Here is a 19,118-nt window from a genome sequence, read left to right as displayed (position 1 = left end):
TGCTATTCGGCCACCCCGGCGAGGAACATGCCGTGGAATCCGCCCTTCGTTACTTCGGAATATCCTTTGCCTTGGAACCCGCTTCCGCAGGAACCACAGACGACTCACCGCCCATGGCTGCAGGCTGTGACGACGGCTGAGATTGTACCGTTTCCTGCATCACACTGCCAACCGTTTTTGGCTTTTGCGAGGCTACATAGGCCAGACTAAGGCTGGTCAAGAAGAACACCGCCGCCAGAACGCCCGTGGTCCGACTAAGAAAATTTGCCGAACCGGTCGCCCCGAACAGGCTGCCTGAGGCGCCGCTGCCGAAGGCGGCCCCCATATCGGCCCCCTTGCCATGCTGCATCAGCACGAGGCCGATAATCGACAATGCCACCAGAATATGGATCGTCAGAAGAAGAGAGAAAAGCCAGTTCATGTGTTCGCCCATCAGTTTGCCGCCAGGCAAATCGCTAGAAAGTCCTCGGCAACCAGTGCCGCCCCGCCAATCAAGCCCCCATCGATGTCAGCCTGAGCGAACAACTCGGCAGAGTTCTGCGGCTTGACGCTACCGCCATAGAGAATACACAGAACCTTTGCCAGCTCTTCGTCCAGCCCCGCCACCTGGGCACGGATAGCCGCATGCACCTCCTGCGCTTGCGCGGGCGATGCCGTCACACCGGTCCCGATAGCCCACACCGGCTCATAGGCAACCACCGCCGCGGCCAGCGCCGAAACTCCTGCGTCGTCAATTACCGCGCGCAACTGTCGCGCAACCACCGCCATCGTCTGGCCAGCCTCGCGCTCGGCCAGCGACTCCCCCAAGCACAGGATCGGCACCAGGCCCACCTTCTGTGCCGCAGAAAACTTTGCCGCAACGACCGCGTCGCTTTCGCCGAACAGGCTACGCCGCTCGGAATGCCCGACCAGCACGTAACGACAACCGAACTCGCAAAGCATGGACGCGGACACTTCACCGGTAAAGGCGCCGGAATCGTGCTCACTGACCGACTGTGCCCCCCACAGTATCGGGGTGCCGACCAGCGCGGACTGGACCTGCGCCAGGAACGGATACGGCACGCACACTGCAACATCGCACTGTACCGTCACCATCCCGGCCTTCAGATGGTCGAGCAAAGCGGCGTTCTTCTGAAAGCTGCCGTACATCTTCCAGTTTCCGGCGACAAGCTTCTTGCGCATGTGAGGGTGAGTCCGATGAGGATAGGTAGACAACTTGGAAATTATAGCCGGCAGTCACCACGAGGGTCAAGAAATGCAGGCGCCTGCGGTCTCATTGGGCGGCCTCACGCACCACTCTGGCAAGCTCCTCTGCTGCTTCAAGAACTTCTGTCGCATCCTCTCCTTCCACCATTACCCGCAGCAACGGCTCCGTACCGGAAGCGCGCAACAGGATGCGCCCCCTGCCGGACAGGCGATTCTCGATATTTTCCCGCGCCCCACGAATCGAATCGTCATCGTGCCAGGGAAAGCTCTTGACCATCGGTACGTTGATCAGCTTCTGTGGGTAGAGTTCCAGATCTCCCAGCAACTTGGCCAGGTCGCCGTCCGACTCCCTCAATGCCGCCAGCACCTGCAGGGCAGCGACCGTGCCATCCCCGGTGGTGTGGCGGTCGAGGGCAAGGATATGTCCCGAGTTCTCCCCACCGAAGATCCAGCCTCGGTCCTGCAGCATCTCGAGGACGTAACGGTCGCCGACGGCCGCTCGCGCGAAGGGAATGTCCATTCGGCCCAGGGCATGCTCGAGCGCCAGATTGGTCATCAGCGTTCCGGCGACACCCCTGACCTGCCCGTGCTTTGCCCGATTGCGGACAATCGCGTAAAGCAGCTGATCGCCGTCGTAGAGCCTCCCCTGAGCGTCGACCATCTGCAGACGATCGGCGTCGCCGTCAAGGGCGATGCCGAGGTCCGCGCGTTCAGCAAGGACAGCCTCGCACAAGGCTGCGGGCGCCGTCGCACCGAATCCGTCGTTGATGTTAAGGCCGTTGGGCTGCGCACCGATCGCTACCACATCGGCGCCGAGTTCATGGAAGACATCTGGCGCCGTGTGGTAGGCTGCCCCGTGGGCACAATCGACGACGATCCTAAGGCCGCGCAGATCGAGATCGTTGGGAAACGTGCTCTTGCAGAATTCGATGTAGCGGCCGCGCGCATCGCCGATCCTCCTTGCCCGCCCGAGATCGGCCGCCGGCACGCAAACCATCGGCTGATCAATGACCTCCTCGATCGCGTGTTCGACATCATCGGGCAACTTGGCGCCCTGCGCCGAGAAGAACTTGATGCCGTTATCGTAATAAGGGTTGTGTGAAGCGGAAATCACGGCGCCCGCCTGCAAGCGGAGCGCCCGGGTCAGATAGGCAACCGCCGGCGTCGGTATGGGCCCGACCAGCGAGACATCGACACCGGCTGCCGAGAATCCGGCCTCCAGTGCGGCTTCGAGCATGTACCCGGAGAGCCGGGTGTCCTTGCCGATGAGGACCGCAGGGCGGTCGCCCTCCGGCATCACGGTACGCTTGAGCAGCACCTTGCCGGTTGCGTACCCCAGACGCATTACGAAATCAGGCGTGATCGGCGCTTGTCCGACATGGCCACGCACGCCATCAGTGCCAAAATACTTCTTACCCATTGTCGACTCCCTCTTCGATTGCCGCCAGGACTGCCAGCGCATCCCTGGTTTCGGCGACATTGTGCACACGCAATATTTTCGCACCTTTCTGGGCTGCCAGGGTCGCCGCGGCAATACTGGCCGCCAATCGCTGGTCCACTGACCGGCCGGTAATGGCGCCCAGCATCGCTTTCCGCGAGACACCAACCAGCAGCGGCAAGGTATCGACGCCTGTTGCGGTCAACGCCCGAAAAAGGGCAAGATTGTGTTGCAGGCTCTTTCCGAAACCGAAACCCGGATCGAGAACCAGACGACAGTCATCGATCCCGGCCGCGCGGGCAGCCGCGACACGCGCTGCCAGAAACTCGCGGACTTCCCGTACGACGTCGCTGTACGCCGGAGCGTTCTGCATCGTTCCGGGTTCTCCCTGCATGTGCATCAGGCATACGGCACAATCGCTGGCCGCGACCGCGGCCATCGCGTCGGGGTTCCTGAGAGCGCTGATGTCGTTGATCATCGAGGCTCCCTCGGCCAGCGCGGCGCGCATCACCACCGGCTTGTAGGTATCGACGGAAACCGGCACACCCCAGCCGACCATCTCGCGAAGGACCGGAAACAGTCGCCGCAATTCCTCATCTTCAGGCGTCGGAATGGCGCCGGGCCGCGACGACTCGGCGCCAATGTCGAGAATGTCGGCACCTGAGCGAAGCTGTTGACGAGCATGGCGTATGGCGCGATCGACGTCGGAGCCCATGCCGTCACCCGAGAACGAATCCGGTGTGAGATTGACGATACCCATGATCAGCGGGCGATCAAGGGACAGCCGGAAGCGTCCGCAGTGTAGGTCAGGCATGGCAGAAATGAAAAACCGGGAGTTGACTCCCGGCTTGGCTAAGAAGCGTAACGATCAGGCGGTCGCCGGTGCGCTTGGCTCGGCGCCCGGAGAATCATTCGGCGCAGACGGACGCGAGGTGCTCTGCGTCGGCTTCGGCGGCCGTGGCGGCTTGCCGGCCATGATGTCATCGATCTGCTCGGAATCGATGGTTTCCCATTCGAGGAGAGCGTATGCCATCGCTTCCACCTTGTCGCGATTCTCTTCCAGCAACCCGCGGGCGAGCGCGTACTGCTCGTCGACGATGCGGCGGATTTCAGCGTCGACCTTCTGCATCGTCGCCTCGGAAACATTCTTGTGCTGCGTGACCGAGCGGCCGAGGAAGACCTCACCCTCGTTTTCACCATAGACCATCACGCCCATTTCCGACATGCCATAGCGGGTAACCATGTCGCGCGCCAAAGCGGTAGCACGTTCGAAATCGTTGGAGGCGCCGGTCGTCATCTGGTCCATGAACAGTTCTTCTGCAATGCGCCCACCGAACAGAACAGCGATCCGGCTCATCAGGTATTGGCGGTCGTAGGAATAGCGATCCTCCTCCGGCAATTGCATGGTCAGGCCCAAAGCGCGGCCCCGCGGGATGATCGTGACCTTGTGCACCGGGTCGGACTTCGGCATCAACTTGGCGATGACGGCGTGTCCGGATTCATGGTAGGCCGTGTTGCGCTTCTCCTCTTCGGACATGACCATGCTGCGGCGCTCGGCGCCCATCATGATCTTGTCCTTGGCCTTCTCGAAATCTTCCATGTCGACCAGGCGCTTGTTGCCGCGCGCGGCGAACAGGGCGGACTCATTGACCAGGTTGGCGAGATCGGCCCCCGAGAAACCGGGCGTGCCGCGGGCGATGATGTCAGCCCTGACATCGCCGGCGATCGGCACCTTGCGCATGTGAACCTTGAGAATTTCCTCGCGGCCGCGGATATCGGGTAACGGCACGACGACCTGACGGTCGAAACGGCCAGGGCGCAACAGCGCCGGATCAAGGATGTCAGGACGGTTGGTTGCGGCGATGACGATGATGCTGGCGTGGCCTTCGAAGCCATCCATCTCGACGAGCATCTGATTCAGCGTCTGCTCACGTTCATCGTTGCCGCCGCCGAGACCGGCGCCGCGATGGCGGCCGACGGCGTCGATTTCATCGATGAAGATGATGCACGGCGCATGCTTCTTGGCGTTCTCGAACATGTCGCGAACGCGCGCCGCGCCGACGCCGACAAACATTTCGACGAAATCGGAACCGGAAATACTGAAGAACGGCACCTTGGCTTCGCCGGCGATGGCCCTGGCGAGCAATGTCTTGCCGGTACCCGGGTTGCCGACCATCAGCACACCCTTGGGAACGTGGCCACCGAGCTTCTGGAACTTGGAGGGATCGCGCAGGAAATCAACGATTTCCTGAACCTCTTCCTTGGCTTCGTCGCAACCCGCGACATCGGCGAAGGTAACGACATTCTGTGCTTCGTCGGTCATCCGGGCGCGCGACTTCCCGAACGAGAAGGCGCCGCCCTTGCCGCCGCCCTGCATCTGGCGCATGAAGAAGACCCAGACGCCGATCAGCAGCAACATCGGGAACCAGCTGACGAAAATGTTCATCAGGAAGGAAGGCTCCTCTTCCGGCTTGGCCTCGATCTTGACACCGTTCTTGAGCAAGTCGGAAACCATCCAGAGATCGGGCGGCGAGTAGGAGGTTATGCGCTTGCCTTCGGTGGTCGTCCCCTTCAGGGTGCGGCCTTCAATGAGCACCTTGGTGATGTGCCCCTGTTTCACTTCATCGAGAAACTGCGAGTATTCGATCGAATTCTGTGCGACCTGGCGGGTGCTGAACTGATTGAACACCGTCATCAGCACGAGGCCGATGACCATCCAGATTGCCAGATTTTTGAACATGTTGTTCAAGCTTGCTCTCCTTTGACAGCGTCGAGCGACAAAGACGCCATTCTATACACAACTATCATCGCAGCACACTGCCGAGCAAATAAAGCTCGGCACTCCTGCCCCGCGACGCATCCGGCTTGCGCACCACAACCGCCCTGAACACCTCGCGCATCGAACGCACAAAAGCCTCGTAATCCGTTCCCTGGAACACTTTGACCAAGAAGGCGCCTTCAGGTTTCAGATGCGCCCTGCAAAAATCCAGGCCGAGTTCGGCGAGGTGCATGATGCGCGCCTGATCGACAAGCGGCACTCCCGACATATTGGGGGCCATGTCGGACATTACAAGTCCCAGCGGGCGGCCGGCCAGTTTTTCTTCCAGCTTCGCAAGAATCTCTTCGTCGCGAAAATCACCCTGGATGAAGTCGACGCCATGGATCGGCTCCATGTCGAGCAGATCCATGGCGAGCACGAGACCGCCAGCGCCCACTCGCCTAGCGGCCACCTGTGACCAGCCACCGGGGGTCGCCCCAAGATCGACGACGACCTCGCCACTACGCAGCAGCTTGTCCCGGTCGTCGATTTCCATGAGCTTGAATGCGGCGCGCGAACGCCAGCCTTCCTTCCTGGCGAGCTGCACATACGGGTCATTGACATGCTCGCGCATCCACGCTTTGCTGGTTCTTGTTCTAGCCATTCGGTAAGATGCCGTTTTTGAAAGGTTTACCCATGCTGCAATTATCGTCCGTCGCACGCCGTGAATTGCGTGCCCGTGCTCACAATCTGAATCCCGTCGTCTCGATCGCCGAGAACGGCCTGACCGCGGGCGTGCTCAATGAAATCGACGTCAATCTCAAGGCCCACGAGCTGATCAAGGTTCGCGTTCATGGCGACAGTCGCGAAGACCGCGTCGCCTATCTCGAACAGATCTGTGCCGACCTCAACGCTGCGCCGGTTCAGCATATCGGCAAACTGCTGGTGGTCTACCGCCCTGCCGAAAAACCGGCCGTTGCGGTCAACCCTGAAAAACGCCCAAAATCGCACCGCCCGGCATCGGCCCCGCGCAAGAGCAAGCGCAGCTTCCAGGGCTGACTACCGCAATCCCCGGTTGGCCCAGACCACCAGCCACAAACCAAGCAGGCTCTGCATCATATAAAGAATGCTGGAAGCGCCGTGCCACGCCACAAAGCGGTCGCGCAACACGCTTTGCATGACCTCGCGCGGCAGGGCGTCGGTTTTGAGTTGCGCCATCAAGGGCTGAATGCCGAACTGGCTGGCTGCCACCAGCACGGCCATCAGCAGCACCAGCCAGAAGACGCCATTCCTGACTACCCGCCCACCCCAGCGGGCAACTAGGAAGATGAGGAGGTAAGCGGCGCTGCCGAGGCCAATCCAGCCGATCAACGCGAACAGCTTGCCGGCCACCATTCCCGCAAGCTGGCGGTCGCCCAGACTCGAAAAGAGAACCGGCGCCACGATGTAGCCGATTGCCCACGTGCCGCCTGCCCACAGGGTTATGGCAATGAAATAGAGGGCTTCGGAAAGTTTGCGCACCACTGATTACTCGTAGCGGACGTCGATGATCTCGTATTCACGGATCCCACCGGGGGCCTGAACCTGGGCGATGTCGCCCGCGTACTTGCCGATCAGCGCGCGGGCCATCGGCGAGGCGACCGACAGCTTGCCGATCTTGATATCGGCCTCGTCCTCGCCGACGATCTGGTAGGTCACACCGTCGCCTGACTCCTGATCCTCGAGGTCGACGGTAGCCCCGAAAACGCAGCGACCATCGGCATCGAGCAGCATCGGGTCGATGATCTGGGCGTGGGCCAGCTTGCCCTCGACATCCTTGATGCGCCCTTCGAGAAAGCCCTGGCGCTCTTTGGCGGCATCATATTCGGCATTTTCGGAGAGGTCGCCATGCGCACGCGCTTCGGCAATCGCCGCAATCACCCTGGGACGCTCGACCGTTTTCAAGCGGTGCAGCTCGGCCCGCAATTTCTCGGCACCGGCTACGGTCAACGGAACTTTACTCATCATTTATTCCAGCAAAAGCAAACCGCCGGCGCCCGAACGGGGCAGCCCGGCGGCTATTGTTTATCTCAGTGAAGCTGCTCGTGCAACGTTTGAATCGGATAGACCACCAGCTCGCCAAGGTTGCGAATCCCTTCCGCAGCCGCCTCGGCACCCCAGATCGTCGTAAACATCGTCACCCGCGCCTGCAGACCCGAGGTACGGATCGACCGCGAGTCGTTGATCGCCAGACGCTTTTCCTCGACGGTGTTGATGATCAGCGAAATTTCGTTGTTCTTGATCATGTCGACGATATGCGGGCGGCCTTCGGTGACCTTGTTGACCTGCTGCACCGATAGCCCGGCGACCTCGAGTGCATACGCCGTCCCGCGCGTCGCCACCAACTGGAACCCGGCCTCGTTCAATTGACGCGCAATCTCCACCACCTTTGGCTTGTCGCTATCCTTGACCGACAGGAAGATCCTGCCCGACGACGGCAGCGTGACACTGGAGGCCAGTTGCGACTTGACGAAGGCTTCGGCGAAGGTCATACCGACGCCCATGACTTCCCCGGTCGACTTCATTTCCGGGCCGAGAATGGTGTCGACCCCCGGGAACTTGACGAAGGGGAAAACAGCTTCCTTGACCGAGTAGTAAGGCGGAACGACTTCGCCCGTCACGCCCTGCTCCTTCAGGGTACGGCCTGCCATGCAGCGTGCCGCGATCTTGGCCAGCTGGACCCCGGTAGCCTTGGACACGAAGGGGACCGTGCGCGAGGCACGCGGGTTCACCTCGAGCACGTAGATATCGTCATCCTTGATCGCGAACTGGACGTTCATCAGGCCGCAGACGTTCAACGCCTTGGCCATCAACCGGGTCTGGCGGCGCAACTCGTCCTGCACCGCCTGGCTCAGCGAGTATGGCGGCAAGGAGCAGGCCGAGTCGCCGGAGTGCACGCCGGCCTGTTCGATGTGCTCCATGACACCGCCGATGATGACTTCGTCGCCATCGGAAAGCGCATCGACGTCGACCTCGCAGGCATCATTCAGAAAGCGGTCGAGGAGCACCGGCGAATCGTGCGAAACCTTGACCGCCTCGCGCATGTAGCGTTCGAGATCCTTCCGCTCATGGACGATTTCCATGGCGCGGCCACCGAGCACGTAGGACGGGCGGACGACCAGCGGATAGCCGATTTCGGCCGCCAGACGCAGCGCGTCTTCCTCGGTGCGCGCCGTGCGGTTGGGCGGCTGCTTGAGGCCGAGTTCGTGCAGCAGCTTCTGGAAGCGCTCGCGGTCTTCGGCAATGTCGATCGATTCCGGCGTCGTCCCGATGATCGGCACGCCATTCGCTTCGAGCGCCAGCGCGAGCTTGAGCGGAGTCTGGCCACCATACTGGACAATGACGCCGAGCGGCTTCTCGACGGCGACGATTTCCAGCACGTCTTCCAGCGTCAGCGGCTCAAAATACAGGCGATCCGAGGTGTCGTAATCGGTGGACACGGTTTCCGGGTTGCAATTGACCATGATCGTTTCGTAACCGTCTTCGCGCATCGCCATCGCGGCATGCACGCAGCAGTAGTCGAACTCGATGCCCTGACCGATACGGTTCGGACCGCCGCCGAGCACCATGATCTTCTTGTTGTCGGTCGGATTGGCTTCGCACTCGTCCTCATAGGTCGAGTACATGTAGGCGGTATCTGTCGAAAATTCGGCAGCGCAGGTATCGACACGCTTGTAGACCGGGCGCACATTCAGTTCGTGGCGTCGCTGGCGGACAGCAGTTTCGGTCGTTTTGGTCAGGTGCGCCAGACGGCGGTCGGCGAAGCCCTTGCGCTTCAGGAACCGCAGTTCTTCTGCGGTCAACGTCGAAAAATCGCGTTTTTCTATTTCCAGTTCAAGATCAACGAGTTCCTTGATCTGAACGAGGAACCACGGGTCGATCCTGGTCAGGTCGAACACCTTGTCGACCGTCATGCCAACACCGAAAGCATCGGCGATGTACCACAGGCGGTCCGGCGTTGGCCGTGCCAGTTGCTCGTCGATGGTTTCCGGATCGACGGTTTTCAGGTTGAAGCCGTCGACACCGACTTCGAGGCCGCGCAAGGCTTTCTGCAGCGATTCCTGGAAGGTGCGGCCGATGGCCATCACTTCGCCAACCGACTTCATCTGCGTGGTCAGCGTCGAATCGGCCTGCGGGAACTTCTCGAAGGCGAAGCGTGGCACCTTGGTGACGACGTAGTCGATGGAAGGCTCGAAGGAGGCCGGGGTCTTGCCGCCGGTGATGTCGTTGGCCAGTTCATCGAGCGTGTAGCCGACCGCCAGTTTGGCCGCGATCTTGGCGATCGGGAAGCCGGTCGCCTTGGAAGCCAGCGCCGACGAACGCGAGACGCGCGGGTTCATCTCGATGACGATCATCCGACCGTCCTTCGGGTTGATCGAGAACTGGACGTTCGAGCCGCCAGTATCGACGCCGATCTCGCGCAGCACGGCAATCGAGGCGTTGCGCAGGATCTGGTATTCTTTGTCGGTCAGCGTCTGGGCCGGGGCCACGGTGATCGAGTCGCCGGTATGAACGCCCATCGGGTCGAGGTTCTCGATCGAGCAAACGATGATGCAGTTGTCCGCCTTGTCGCGGACGACTTCCATCTCGAATTCCTTCCAGCCGAGCAACGATTCCTCAATCAGCAATTCGTTGGTCGGCGAGGCTTCGAGACCACGCCTGCAGATGGTCTCGAACTCTTCCATATTGTAGGCAATGCCGCCGCCGGTGCCGCCCAGCGTGAAGGACGGGCGGATGATGGTCGGGAAGCCAATCGCCGCCTGCACCTGGTAGGCTTCTTCCATGCTGTGCGCGGTCGCCGATTTGGCCGAACCAAGCCCGATCCTGGTCATCGCGTTCTTGAACTTCTGGCGATCCTCGGCCTTGTCGATCGCTTCCCTGGAGGCGCCGATCAGTTCGACGCCGAACTGGGCGAGCACGCCTTCGCGGGCGAGATCGAGGGCGCAGTTCAGCGCGGTCTGGCCGCCCATGGTCGGCAGCAGCGCGTCGGGCCGCTCCGCCTCGATGATCTTGGCAACGACCTGCCAGGTGATCGGCTCAATGTAGGTGACGTCGGCCATTTCCGGGTCGGTCATGATGGTGGCAGGGTTGGAGTTCACCAGGATGACCTTGTAGCCCTCCTCGCGCAGCGCCTTGCAGGCCTGGGCACCGGAATAGTCGAATTCACAGGCCTGGCCGATGATGATCGGTCCGGCACCAATGATGAGGATGCTTTGAATGTCTGTACGTTTCGGCATGCTGATTTGCCTTAATGTCCCGGTTGCGGCGCCGCGAAGCCGTGCGTCATGGTGTCGAGGAAGCGGTCGAACAGGTAAGCCACATCGTGCGGCCCCGGGCTCCCTTCCGGGTGACCCTGAAAGGAGAAGGCCGGAACGTCGATGCGGGCGATGCCTTGCAGGGAACCGTCGAACAGCGACACATGGGTGGCGCGCAGATTCTTGGGCAGGGATTCGGCGTCGACCGCGAAACCGTGGTTCTGGCTGGTGATCAGCACCTGACCGGTATCCAGATCCTTGACCGGATGGTTGGCGCCATGGTGGCCGAACTTCATCTTCAGCGTTTTGGCGCCAGAGGCCAGAGCGAGGAACTGGTGACCAAGGCAGATGCCGAAGATCGGCACGCCACGATCGAGGAATTCGCGGATCGCTGCTATCGCGTAATCGCAAGGCTCGGGATCACCGGGGCCGTTGGACAGGAAAACCCCATTCGGCTGCAGCGCCAGCACCTCGGCGGCCGACGTCTGGGCCGGCACGACAGTCAGCTTGCAACCGCGCTCGGCGAGCATGCGCAGGATGTTGCGCTTGACGCCGAAATCGTAGGCGACAACATGGAAACGTGGCTCCGCTGCCTGCTTGTAACCCTTCAAGGTCCACTCGGCCTCGGTCCAGGCATAGCCTTCCTTGGCCGAAACCACCTTGGCCAGGTCCATGCCATTCAGCCCCGGGAAAGCGCGTGCCATGGCCAGCGCCTTGGACTCGTCGACTTCACCGGCCAGAATGCAACCGGCCTGGGTGCCCTTTTCACGCAGGATGCGCGTCAGCTTGCGTGTATCGATGCCGGCAATGGCGACGATGCCATGCTTCTTTAGATAGGACGCGAGGTCGTCTTCGCAACGCCAGTTCGAGGCGCGGCGTGGCAGGTCGCGGATGACAAGACCCGCGGCATAATTGGCGTCGGATTCGAAATCTTCCGCATTGCAACCTGTGTTGCCGATATGCGGGTAGGTCAGCGTGACGATCTGCCGGCAGTAGGACGGGTCGGTGAGGATTTCCTGATAGCCCGACATGGCGGTGTTGAAAACCACCTCACCGCTGGTCACGCCATCGGCGCCGATTGATTCCCCGTGGAATAACGTTCCATCGGCCAGGGCAAGAATAGCGGGTGTAAATGAGGGCAGCAACGACACGACCGGCTCTCCTGGAAATTCCTGCTTGTTCATGTGCCGAGCGGGAAGGCTTGCGCCTCCCCGCTCGTGCTTTTCAACTAGGCGATTTTATCCGAAACGACCCGGCCGGGCAAATTCACAACCCGTCGATTGTCGCTTTCCAGGGCGAAGAAGGGGGTTACAGGGTATCAAAGGGCGGCGTGGTCCGCTGGGCCGCCTTTGATAGGTGCCGCTCACGCAGCGTCTTCGGAAGCTGTCTGGGGGTTCGCCTCTCCCGGGGCCCGCATTGCATGCCCTTGCCGGATCACGACCAGGGCAGCGGATTCCGCGTCAGCGCCACGCCGACGATGTAAGCATAAGCCAGCAGCGCGAGCACCAGAAAAAAACCGCGCTGGCGGGGCGTCCTGCCACGCTTCAACGCCACCGTTCCGAAAACGATGTAGGCCAGCAGGCCAAAGAACTTGGCGGTCAGCCAGCCTTGCACAAACGGATACTGGCCGCTCTGCCAGGCCATGACCACGGCACTGCCGAGCAGCGTGGTGTCGACGACATGGGGAACGACCTTGGCCAGGCGGGCCTTGAGCAGCGGCGAACCGGCCAGCATCCACCAGCCGCGCAGGGCGAAGCCGAGGCCGCTGAGCACGACGCAGGCGACATGGAGATGCTTGAGCGCGAGGTAACTCATGCCGCCACGGCTTCCCGGTCGAGCTTTTCAAGATGCTGCCGGTAACGGCGCACGGCGCCCAGCAGGTTGACCATCAGCCAGCCGCTGGCCACCGCCAGCGCAATGCCGGCCGGCCGGGCCAGCCAGCCGGGCTGGATGACCGCCGCCAGCAACAGGGCAAGGGCCACGGCATGCGCCTGCATCTGGCGCTGCATGTCGGCCTCCGGCAGCAGCTTGTTCATGTTCGGTACCGGTGACCGGGCGCTGCCGCGGTTGCGCAGATGCATCCAGGCGAGAAACGGGACGATCTTGTACAGCATGCCGATGATGAACGACATGAAGCCACCGACCAGCAACAGGATGCCGGCGAACAGGCTCCATCCGGGCAGGTCGGCGAGCGGCAGCCAGACTGTTGCGGTCAACACCATGGCGAGGGCGAAAACGGCGCTCGCCAGCCCTATCTGCCAGTACCGGTAAGTGACATCCCTGCGTGCCCGCCGGCGCTGCGCCTGCAATTTGAGGGTGAGAATGGCGAAGCCGATGCCGGCAGCCACCGACAGGGCCTGGGCCAGTCGAATTGCTGCTTGCGCGTCAAGGACCACGCCAAGTCCCCAGGCAGCCATCAGCCCGAACATGACACCAGGAAACCACCAGCTTGGCCGCGCCGGGTAACTAGGGGTCAACTGGAACATCGGCACGAGAACACAGGCCAGCGCCGCCAGCAGGACACCAGCCCACGCACCGAGCGCCCAGCCGACGTGCAGGTCGACCAGCGATGGCAGCGCGGCTGGCCAGCCGTTGGCGATGGCGAGGGCCAGCCAGGCGCCGAGTCCGACCGCACCGGCAAGTCCTGCCAGCGCCAGCTTGAGACCGCGGATCGTCGGACTGGTTGACGGCACGCCGGAGAGTGCCCGCCCGCTGGCGACCAGAAACGCCGCGACGCCGAGAACGAGGATCAGCGCCGCCGTGCTCAGCAGAGCCGCTTGCCCGATCAGGAATCCCGCAGCCAGAAGAAGCGCTCCCACTGACAGGCCGGCATGCAGCCAGCGCGCAACCGCCAGCGGGTTGTCGAGGTTGGCGCCGGCGACCACCGGCAGGATCTGGATCAGAGCCCCGAGCATGACCATGAGCATGAAACCGACCGTGATCAGGTGCGTCGCCGCCAGCAGGCCCGGCGTCCAGCGCGATGCCAGAAGATCGGGCCCGACGAACAGAAGCAGAAGTCCCGCCGCCAGGGAGAACAGCGGGGCCGTGAGGAAGAAGCGCAGCGGGGCCGCGAAGGGGGGAGCCTTGTCGAACGACAGCAGCGCCTGCATCCGTGCCTCCGTTCAGTGCCAGATCAGGATTTCGAAGGTGCCGTCGGCGAGCAACTCGGTTTCGTAGGCATGGCCGTTCTGCCTGAGCACTTTGTAGAGCGGATGCGGCTCGCGGAAGAGAAGAAGGAGCATCTTCTCGCCGGGCTGCAGGGTGTCGAGCATTTCCATGGTCTGCACGAACGGCTCCGGCGGCTCCATATAGCGCGCATCGACGACATGGGGTGTCTTCGGATGGCTCACGACTCGGCCAGTTCGGTTTCGAGGCACGCCAGCAGTTCGGGCGTTTCACCGGCGAGATGCTGGTCGCACATCGGGTAGAGGATGTTCTCTTCCTTCATGTTGTGCTGCTGCATCATGATCAGCAGGGTATCGGCGAGCCCGAGAAAATCGTCCGGATTTGCCTGTTCCAGCGCGTCGACCGCATCATCGAGCAGCGCGCGTATCTGGCCGTGCTCCATGCGCATCACCTGGGTCGGCCCCATGCGCATGCCGGTCTTGGCTTCGAAGGTCGGGAACAGGGTTTTTTCCTCACAGTCGAAATGCGCGAGCATGGCATTGCGAAAGTGACTGAACGCAGCCCTTGCCGCCGGCAGATTCTTCTTACCGATGGCCTGCTCGGCCTCGGCAAAGAAATCGTCGCAGCGACGATGGTCGTCGGTCATGAAGGTCTGGATGGTGGTCATGGCGAACTCGCACGGTTGGAAAGCCCCCATTCTCGGGATACGGCGCCGCCCCCTCCTTAATCACGGTCAAGAAAACGTAAGCAATGGCCGGTGGCAGGCCGCCGAAAGTCCGCGAAAAATCCAGCTCACCTTGCCGAAAAGGCGGCCTATTTTTCCAAAACGTAAGTTCCTGGCGCATCGGCCAGTGCCGGAAAACTGCGGCTTACCGCCGGATAGGCGACGACCATGTCGCCACAGCGCTCGCCCAGCCAGCGCGTCCAGTCCTCCCACCAGGTTCCCTGCTTCGTTTCGGCCCGGTCAAGCCAGTGTTCCCAGTGCTCGTTGCGCTCGGGTTCGGCGATCCGGTAGGAGCGCTTGGGCGGGTTGACGGGTGGATTGACGATGCCGAAGATGTGGCCCGAACTGGAGCGCACGAAACGCACCGAGGCGTTGACGTTAACGTACTTGCGAATCCGGTAGCACTGGATCCACGGCGCGATGTGGTCGTCCTCGGCGGTCACCGCATAAAGCGGCTGTACGATGCGGTCGAGGTCGATCGCTTCGCCGGCAATGCTCAGGCGATCGCGCTTGATCAGGTTGTTGTGCAGGTACATCTCGCGCAGGTAATACGAGTGCATGGCGCGCGGCATGCGCGTCGTATCCATATTCCAGAACAGCACGTCGATCGGTGGCAGCGGTTCGCCCATCAGGTAGCTGCGCACCCAGTAATGCCAGATCAGGCTGTTCGAGCGCAGCATGCGGAAGGAACTGGCCATTTCGCTGCCGTCGAGATAACCCTTCTGGTCCATCAACTCTTCCAGCGCGCCGATGCTTGCTTCGTCGATGAAGACATCGATATCGCCGGGATGCGAAAAATCGGTCAGCGTAGTGAGCAACGACCAGTGCGCGACTGGCACCTGATCGGCAGTGAAACGCTTGTTGGCCCAGGCCATGTAGGTCGAAACCAGCGTGCCGCCGATGCAGTAACCAACCAGATGCACCTGCGGCACCTCGCAGAATTCGCTGGCGACGCGCACGACCTCGTTGACGCCTTCGAGCAGATAGTCGTCGAAGCGCACTTCGGACATTTCGGCACCAGGGTTCTTCCAGCTCGTGATGAAGACCGAAAACCCCTGATCGGTCAGATACTTGACCATGCTCTTCTTGGAATTCAGGTCGAGGATGTAGAACTTGTTGATCCACGGCGTGACGATGACGATCGGCAGCGCCCGTACTTTTTCCGTGGTCGGCGCATAGTGAATCAGTTCGACCAGGCGGTTGCGGAACACCACCTTACCCGGCGTCGTCGCCAGATCCTTGCCGACGACGAAGGCATCGGGTTCGACCATCTGGATATTGCGGGCCTTCACGTCGCGCATGAAGTTCTCGAAACCACGGGCGAGACTCTCGCCACTGGTCGCCACGAAACGCTCCATGGCCACCGGGTTGAGCCAGAAATAATTGGTCGGCGCCACCATGTTGAGCCATTTGCGCAGCCAGAACGCAGCACGCCGCCGTTCCTTGTCCGACAGGCCCGGCGTCTCGAAATACATATCCTGCAGGCGGCGGGTAAAGGCCAGATACCACTCTTTGATGATGTCCCAGGTCGCCGAATCGGTCCATATCGGATCGGAGAACCGTACATCGTCGGGGTTCGGTTCGATCACATCCTCGGAGGGCATGCCAAGCGCGCGCCGCACAACGTGCGCTTGCAAGGCCAACAGGTCGCCCGACAAGGCGTTGGCGGCGCGCAGCAATTCTTGCGGGTGCATCATCCAGGCCATCTGCGCACTGAGCAGCGACGAGGTCACGCCGTAAGGATCGGCGGCCTTGCTGATAGCCATCCCGGCGGTTTCCAGCGGACTCAGGCCGCTTAGGTCGATGCCGCGTGACTTTGCTGACGAGATCTCGGACATGCTGGTAATTCCCTTGCCAATTGAGCGACGTTTATACCATAGACCCGCATCGAATTCTTGGTGCGAGCGCCCTAATCGCGCTCCCGCCAGACACTTTTGGCACATTCGGTTCCGCTTTGCCGATAGTTGGCGTAGGATGGAATTTGAGAAAGTCGCCATATTGGCACGTTCTAAAAAGGAGGAAGCACCATGTTCAAGCACATTCTCGTACCGACCGACGGGTCCGAGCTTTCCAGGGCGACGGCAAAGCGGGGAGTGATGTTCGCCAAGGAAATCGGCGCGAAGGTGACGGTCTTCTTCGCCAAACCTGAATACCCGATCGCCTATTTCGGTGAAGGTGCGCTGATCGATCCCACCACGCCGGAAAAATTTGCCGAACTCGCCGACCAGCAGGCAAGCGAATATCTCACTGAGGTGAAAAGCGAATGCGCCGCGGCGGGTGTCGAGTGCGCAAGCGCGACGGCAGCCAGCGATGTGCCCTACGAGGCTATCATCGAGGCCGCCGAGAAATCCGGCTGCGACCTGATTTTCATGGCTTCGCACGGCCGCCGCGGCCTCACTGGCCTGTTGCTCGGCAGCGAGACCCAGAAGGTGCTGACTCATTCGAGGATTCCGGTTCTGGTCTACCGCTGAGCGGCAGCTTCAGCGCGCGAAGCAGCGTCCCGCCCCGTGAGGGATGCGACAGGGCTATTGCATACGCAGATATCGTACACCCTGCTGGAAAGTTGTTTACTATCAGTGAGTTATGATGGGGTCTTGTGGACTCGGTCGGAATCAGGTCTACTCTCGACTTTTGTCGGGAATGGAAATGACACTGACGGAAGTATTTGTTGGTCTGGATGATCCTCGCACCGGGCCTGCGCAGCGGCACGATCTGACGGAAATGATCCTGATGGCGCTGTGGGCAGTGTTGTGCGGAGCGGATAGTTGGGTGGATGTCGCCGAATGGGCCGAGGACAACGAGGCTTGGCTGAAGCAGCACCTGGTTCTTGAGCACGGCACACCGTCCCATGACACTTTTGGCCGGGTATTCCGCCTGCTGGATGCCCAAGTATTCGAGACCTGTTTCCGTGAATGGATCAGTGGCCTCATCGGCGTTGTGGCGGGGGTAGTCGCCATCGACGGCAAGACCGCCTGTGGTTCCCGGGATGGCAATAACAGCGCGCTGCACACGATCAGCGCTTACGCCACTGCCAGCGGCTTGTGTCTGGCCCAGGAGCATACCCGTGGCAAGGGCAACGAGATACCCGCCATCAAGGCGCTGCTCGACACACTGACCCTCAAGGGATGCATCGTGACGATTGATGCCATCGGTTGCCAGACCGAGATTGCCCGAAAGATTCTCGACCAGAGCGGGGATTATCTGCTGGCCGTCAAGGATAATCAGGAAACCTTGGCGAATGCCTTGCGAGAGTTCTTTTCTGATGGCGAGACAGCCGGCTTCGGCACGCTGCCGGTTGATCGATTCCAATCTGTCGAGAAGAACCATGGCCGCATCGAAGCCCGACGGGCGATGTGGGTCACGAACCTGTCCTGGCTGGACAAGAAGTTCCAGACACACTGGCCAAAACTCGCTGGCGTCGGCATGATCGAGCGACAGCGGGACATCAACGGCACGCTTTCCAAGGAGCGCGCCTTCTACATCGGCAGCAAGGGCGTCACCACCGCAGCGTCTTTTGCCAACGCAGCACGCAGTCATTGAGGTATCGAGAACAGCCTGCATTGGGTGCTCGATGTCACGTTTCGAGAGGACAACTGCCGTGTCCGCAAAGACCACGCGCCGCATAACTTCGCCACCCTGCGCAAGTTCGCCCTTGCGTTGCTACGCCAAGATACTCAGTACCCCAAGCGCAGTTTGCGCTCCCGCCGAAAAACCGCAGATCGACTCCCAAAATATCGGGCCTCATTGCTCGGCCTCTCTCCTCAAGAGTAAATGCGTTTGCCCTGAGGGATGCGACAGTAAAAGCGGTCGCTTTTCATATCGATGATATACACCTCTCCAAGCATGGCGATGAGGTTGCGCTTCTTCAAGGTGGGGTCGGTCGGCTTGTCGTAGGTTGCCTTGAAAAGGTGTGCTTTCGCTGATCACCGGCTCTAATAGGCGCACCCGCGCCAGCATCTCGAGATATGCCTCGGCGCCAGCCGGCAGTTCCGCACTGAAGCCGGTATCGTCATCAGCGACGCGCCGATAGAAATCATGAAGGTTTTCAAAGGCGAGAAAGTAGTCATAACGCCACGTGACCTTGGCCAGTTGCGGGACGCCGATCTTGTCTTCATGGACCTACTCTCCACACTCGACCATCATCGACCGCAGGGGCAGAAATTTGTAGCGATAGTAGTTGTCGCCCTCGGGATCGGCCAGGGGGCGCCAGCTCCAGCCCTCGGCGACCTGGTTGAAGGCCATGCGGTGCGCGCTTCGGCACGCTCGCCCATGACTTGGACGGTAAAACCGGAACTGGCCGGGAGATCGACATCAACCTCGACGGTCTGCCCGGGCATCGCCCCGAGGCCGCCGTCCGCCAGGCGCGACAAGACTTCGAACTGGTGGTCGGGAGGTTCGGTGGCCTGAAGGACCGGAACAAGGACGGCGACCATCGCCGCCACGATCAATTGTCTGAGGAAAACCATGTCGATTCATGAATGCTGCGCTGACAGCAACGATGGCAACGACGGCGCCCACGCTGAATCCTCGTGATTCGCTTTCCCAGGATGCGCATCAACCATTTCGGCACAA

Annotated in this window: 19 protein-coding genes; 4 read left to right on the top strand and 15 right to left on the bottom strand. The window is 61.2% G+C overall.

The window, feature by feature from the left end; genetic code table 11:
* Positions 1 to 49: 49 nt before the first annotated feature.
* From secG to IPP03_20450, 6 genes are all read right to left on the bottom strand, one after another.
* Entirely contained in the window at positions 50 to 433 is a 384-nt protein-coding gene (gene secG / locus IPP03_20475; GenBank protein MBL0354898.1) for a preprotein translocase subunit SecG, read from the bottom strand.
* A complete protein-coding gene (locus IPP03_20470) occupies positions 433 to 1,182 on the bottom strand; it encodes a triose-phosphate isomerase (protein MBL0354897.1) in 750 nt (249 codons plus the stop codon). The genes secG and IPP03_20470 overlap by 1 nt, the downstream gene beginning before the upstream one ends.
* Before the next feature lie 91 nt (positions 1,183 to 1,273).
* Positions 1,274 to 2,626 (bottom strand): phosphoglucosamine mutase, encoded by a 1,353-nt coding sequence (glmM, locus tag IPP03_20465; GenBank protein ID MBL0354896.1) that lies wholly within the window; start codon positions 2,624 to 2,626, stop codon positions 1,274 to 1,276.
* Entirely contained in the window at positions 2,619 to 3,458 is an 840-nt protein-coding gene (gene folP / locus IPP03_20460; protein ID MBL0354895.1) for a dihydropteroate synthase, read from the bottom strand. The genes glmM and folP overlap by 8 nt, the downstream gene beginning before the upstream one ends.
* A gap of 54 nt (positions 3,459 to 3,512) precedes the next feature.
* Positions 3,513 to 5,384, bottom strand: coding sequence for an ATP-dependent zinc metalloprotease FtsH (gene ftsH, locus IPP03_20455; protein MBL0354894.1), 1,872 nt, complete (start codon positions 5,382 to 5,384; stop codon positions 3,513 to 3,515).
* 64 nt (positions 5,385 to 5,448) lie between these two features.
* Positions 5,449 to 6,066 carry an RlmE family RNA methyltransferase gene (locus tag IPP03_20450; GenBank protein ID MBL0354893.1) on the bottom strand — a complete coding sequence of 206 codons (618 nt, stop codon included), beginning with the start codon at positions 6,064 to 6,066 and terminating at the stop codon, positions 5,449 to 5,451.
* 32 nt (positions 6,067 to 6,098) lie between these two features.
* Here IPP03_20450 and yhbY point away from each other — a divergent pair, with 32 nt between their 5' ends.
* Complete coding sequence (gene yhbY, locus IPP03_20445; protein MBL0354892.1) at positions 6,099 to 6,461, top strand: ribosome assembly RNA-binding protein YhbY; 363 nt, start codon at positions 6,099 to 6,101, stop codon at positions 6,459 to 6,461.
* On the opposite strand, the gene IPP03_20440 is transcribed toward yhbY, so the two are convergent.
* From IPP03_20440 to IPP03_20400, 9 genes are all read right to left on the bottom strand, one after another.
* Positions 6,462 to 6,923 (bottom strand): DUF4149 domain-containing protein, encoded by a 462-nt coding sequence (locus IPP03_20440; protein ID MBL0354891.1) that lies wholly within the window; start codon positions 6,921 to 6,923, stop codon positions 6,462 to 6,464.
* A gap of 6 nt (positions 6,924 to 6,929) precedes the next feature.
* Positions 6,930 to 7,406: a transcription elongation factor GreA gene (gene greA, locus IPP03_20435; protein MBL0354890.1), complete on the bottom strand. Its 477-nt coding sequence runs from the start codon at positions 7,404 to 7,406 to the stop codon at positions 6,930 to 6,932.
* Between the two features lie 65 nt (positions 7,407 to 7,471).
* Positions 7,472 to 10,678 carry a carbamoyl-phosphate synthase large subunit gene (gene carB, locus IPP03_20430; protein ID MBL0354889.1) on the bottom strand — a complete coding sequence of 1,069 codons (3,207 nt, stop codon included), beginning with the start codon at positions 10,676 to 10,678 and terminating at the stop codon, positions 7,472 to 7,474.
* A gap of 11 nt (positions 10,679 to 10,689) precedes the next feature.
* The gene (carA, locus tag IPP03_20425; GenBank protein MBL0354888.1) at positions 10,690 to 11,880 is read right to left on the bottom strand and encodes a glutamine-hydrolyzing carbamoyl-phosphate synthase small subunit; all 1,191 of its coding nucleotides are present in this window, start codon (positions 11,878 to 11,880) and stop codon (positions 10,690 to 10,692) included.
* Positions 11,881 to 12,130: 250 nt separating this feature from the next.
* Complete coding sequence (locus tag IPP03_20420) at positions 12,131 to 12,511, bottom strand: SirB2 family protein (GenBank protein MBL0354887.1); 381 nt, start codon at positions 12,509 to 12,511, stop codon at positions 12,131 to 12,133.
* Complete coding sequence (locus tag IPP03_20415; GenBank protein MBL0354886.1) at positions 12,508 to 13,806, bottom strand: hypothetical protein; 1,299 nt, start codon at positions 13,804 to 13,806, stop codon at positions 12,508 to 12,510. The genes IPP03_20420 and IPP03_20415 overlap by 4 nt, the downstream gene beginning before the upstream one ends.
* Positions 13,807 to 13,818: 12 nt before the next feature.
* On the bottom strand, positions 13,819 to 14,046 hold the full coding sequence (locus IPP03_20410; protein ID MBL0354885.1) for a DUF2249 domain-containing protein: 228 nt from the start codon (positions 14,044 to 14,046) through the stop codon (positions 13,819 to 13,821).
* Positions 14,043 to 14,489, bottom strand: coding sequence for a hemerythrin domain-containing protein (locus IPP03_20405; protein MBL0354884.1), 447 nt, complete (start codon positions 14,487 to 14,489; stop codon positions 14,043 to 14,045). Before IPP03_20405 ends, IPP03_20410 begins: the two co-directional genes overlap by 4 nt.
* Positions 14,490 to 14,635: 146 nt before the next feature.
* Positions 14,636 to 16,384, bottom strand: a complete 1,749-nt coding sequence (locus tag IPP03_20400; protein MBL0354883.1) for an alpha/beta fold hydrolase — start codon at positions 16,382 to 16,384, stop codon at positions 14,636 to 14,638.
* A 189-nt stretch (positions 16,385 to 16,573) separates the two neighbouring features.
* Between IPP03_20400 and IPP03_20395 the strand changes: the two genes are divergently transcribed.
* The 3 genes from IPP03_20395 (at position 16,574) to IPP03_20385 (ending at position 19,024) form a co-directional block, all read left to right on the top strand.
* Positions 16,574 to 17,017 (top strand): universal stress protein, encoded by a 444-nt coding sequence (locus IPP03_20395; GenBank protein ID MBL0354882.1) that lies wholly within the window; start codon positions 16,574 to 16,576, stop codon positions 17,015 to 17,017.
* Between the two features lie 175 nt (positions 17,018 to 17,192).
* On the top strand, positions 17,193 to 18,086 hold the full coding sequence (locus IPP03_20390) for an ISAs1 family transposase (protein ID MBL0354881.1): 894 nt from the start codon (positions 17,193 to 17,195) through the stop codon (positions 18,084 to 18,086).
* A gap of 734 nt (positions 18,087 to 18,820) precedes the next feature.
* A complete protein-coding gene (locus IPP03_20385) occupies positions 18,821 to 19,024 on the top strand; it encodes a hypothetical protein (GenBank protein ID MBL0354880.1) in 204 nt (67 codons plus the stop codon).
* Positions 19,025 to 19,118 lie beyond the last annotated feature (94 nt).

Origin of the sequence: Candidatus Dechloromonas phosphoritropha (assembly GCA_016722705.1) — a bacterium.
Lineage (GTDB): Bacteria > Pseudomonadota > Gammaproteobacteria > Burkholderiales > Rhodocyclaceae > Azonexus > Azonexus phosphoritrophus.
This window is presented reverse-complemented; position numbering and strand designations above follow the sequence as displayed.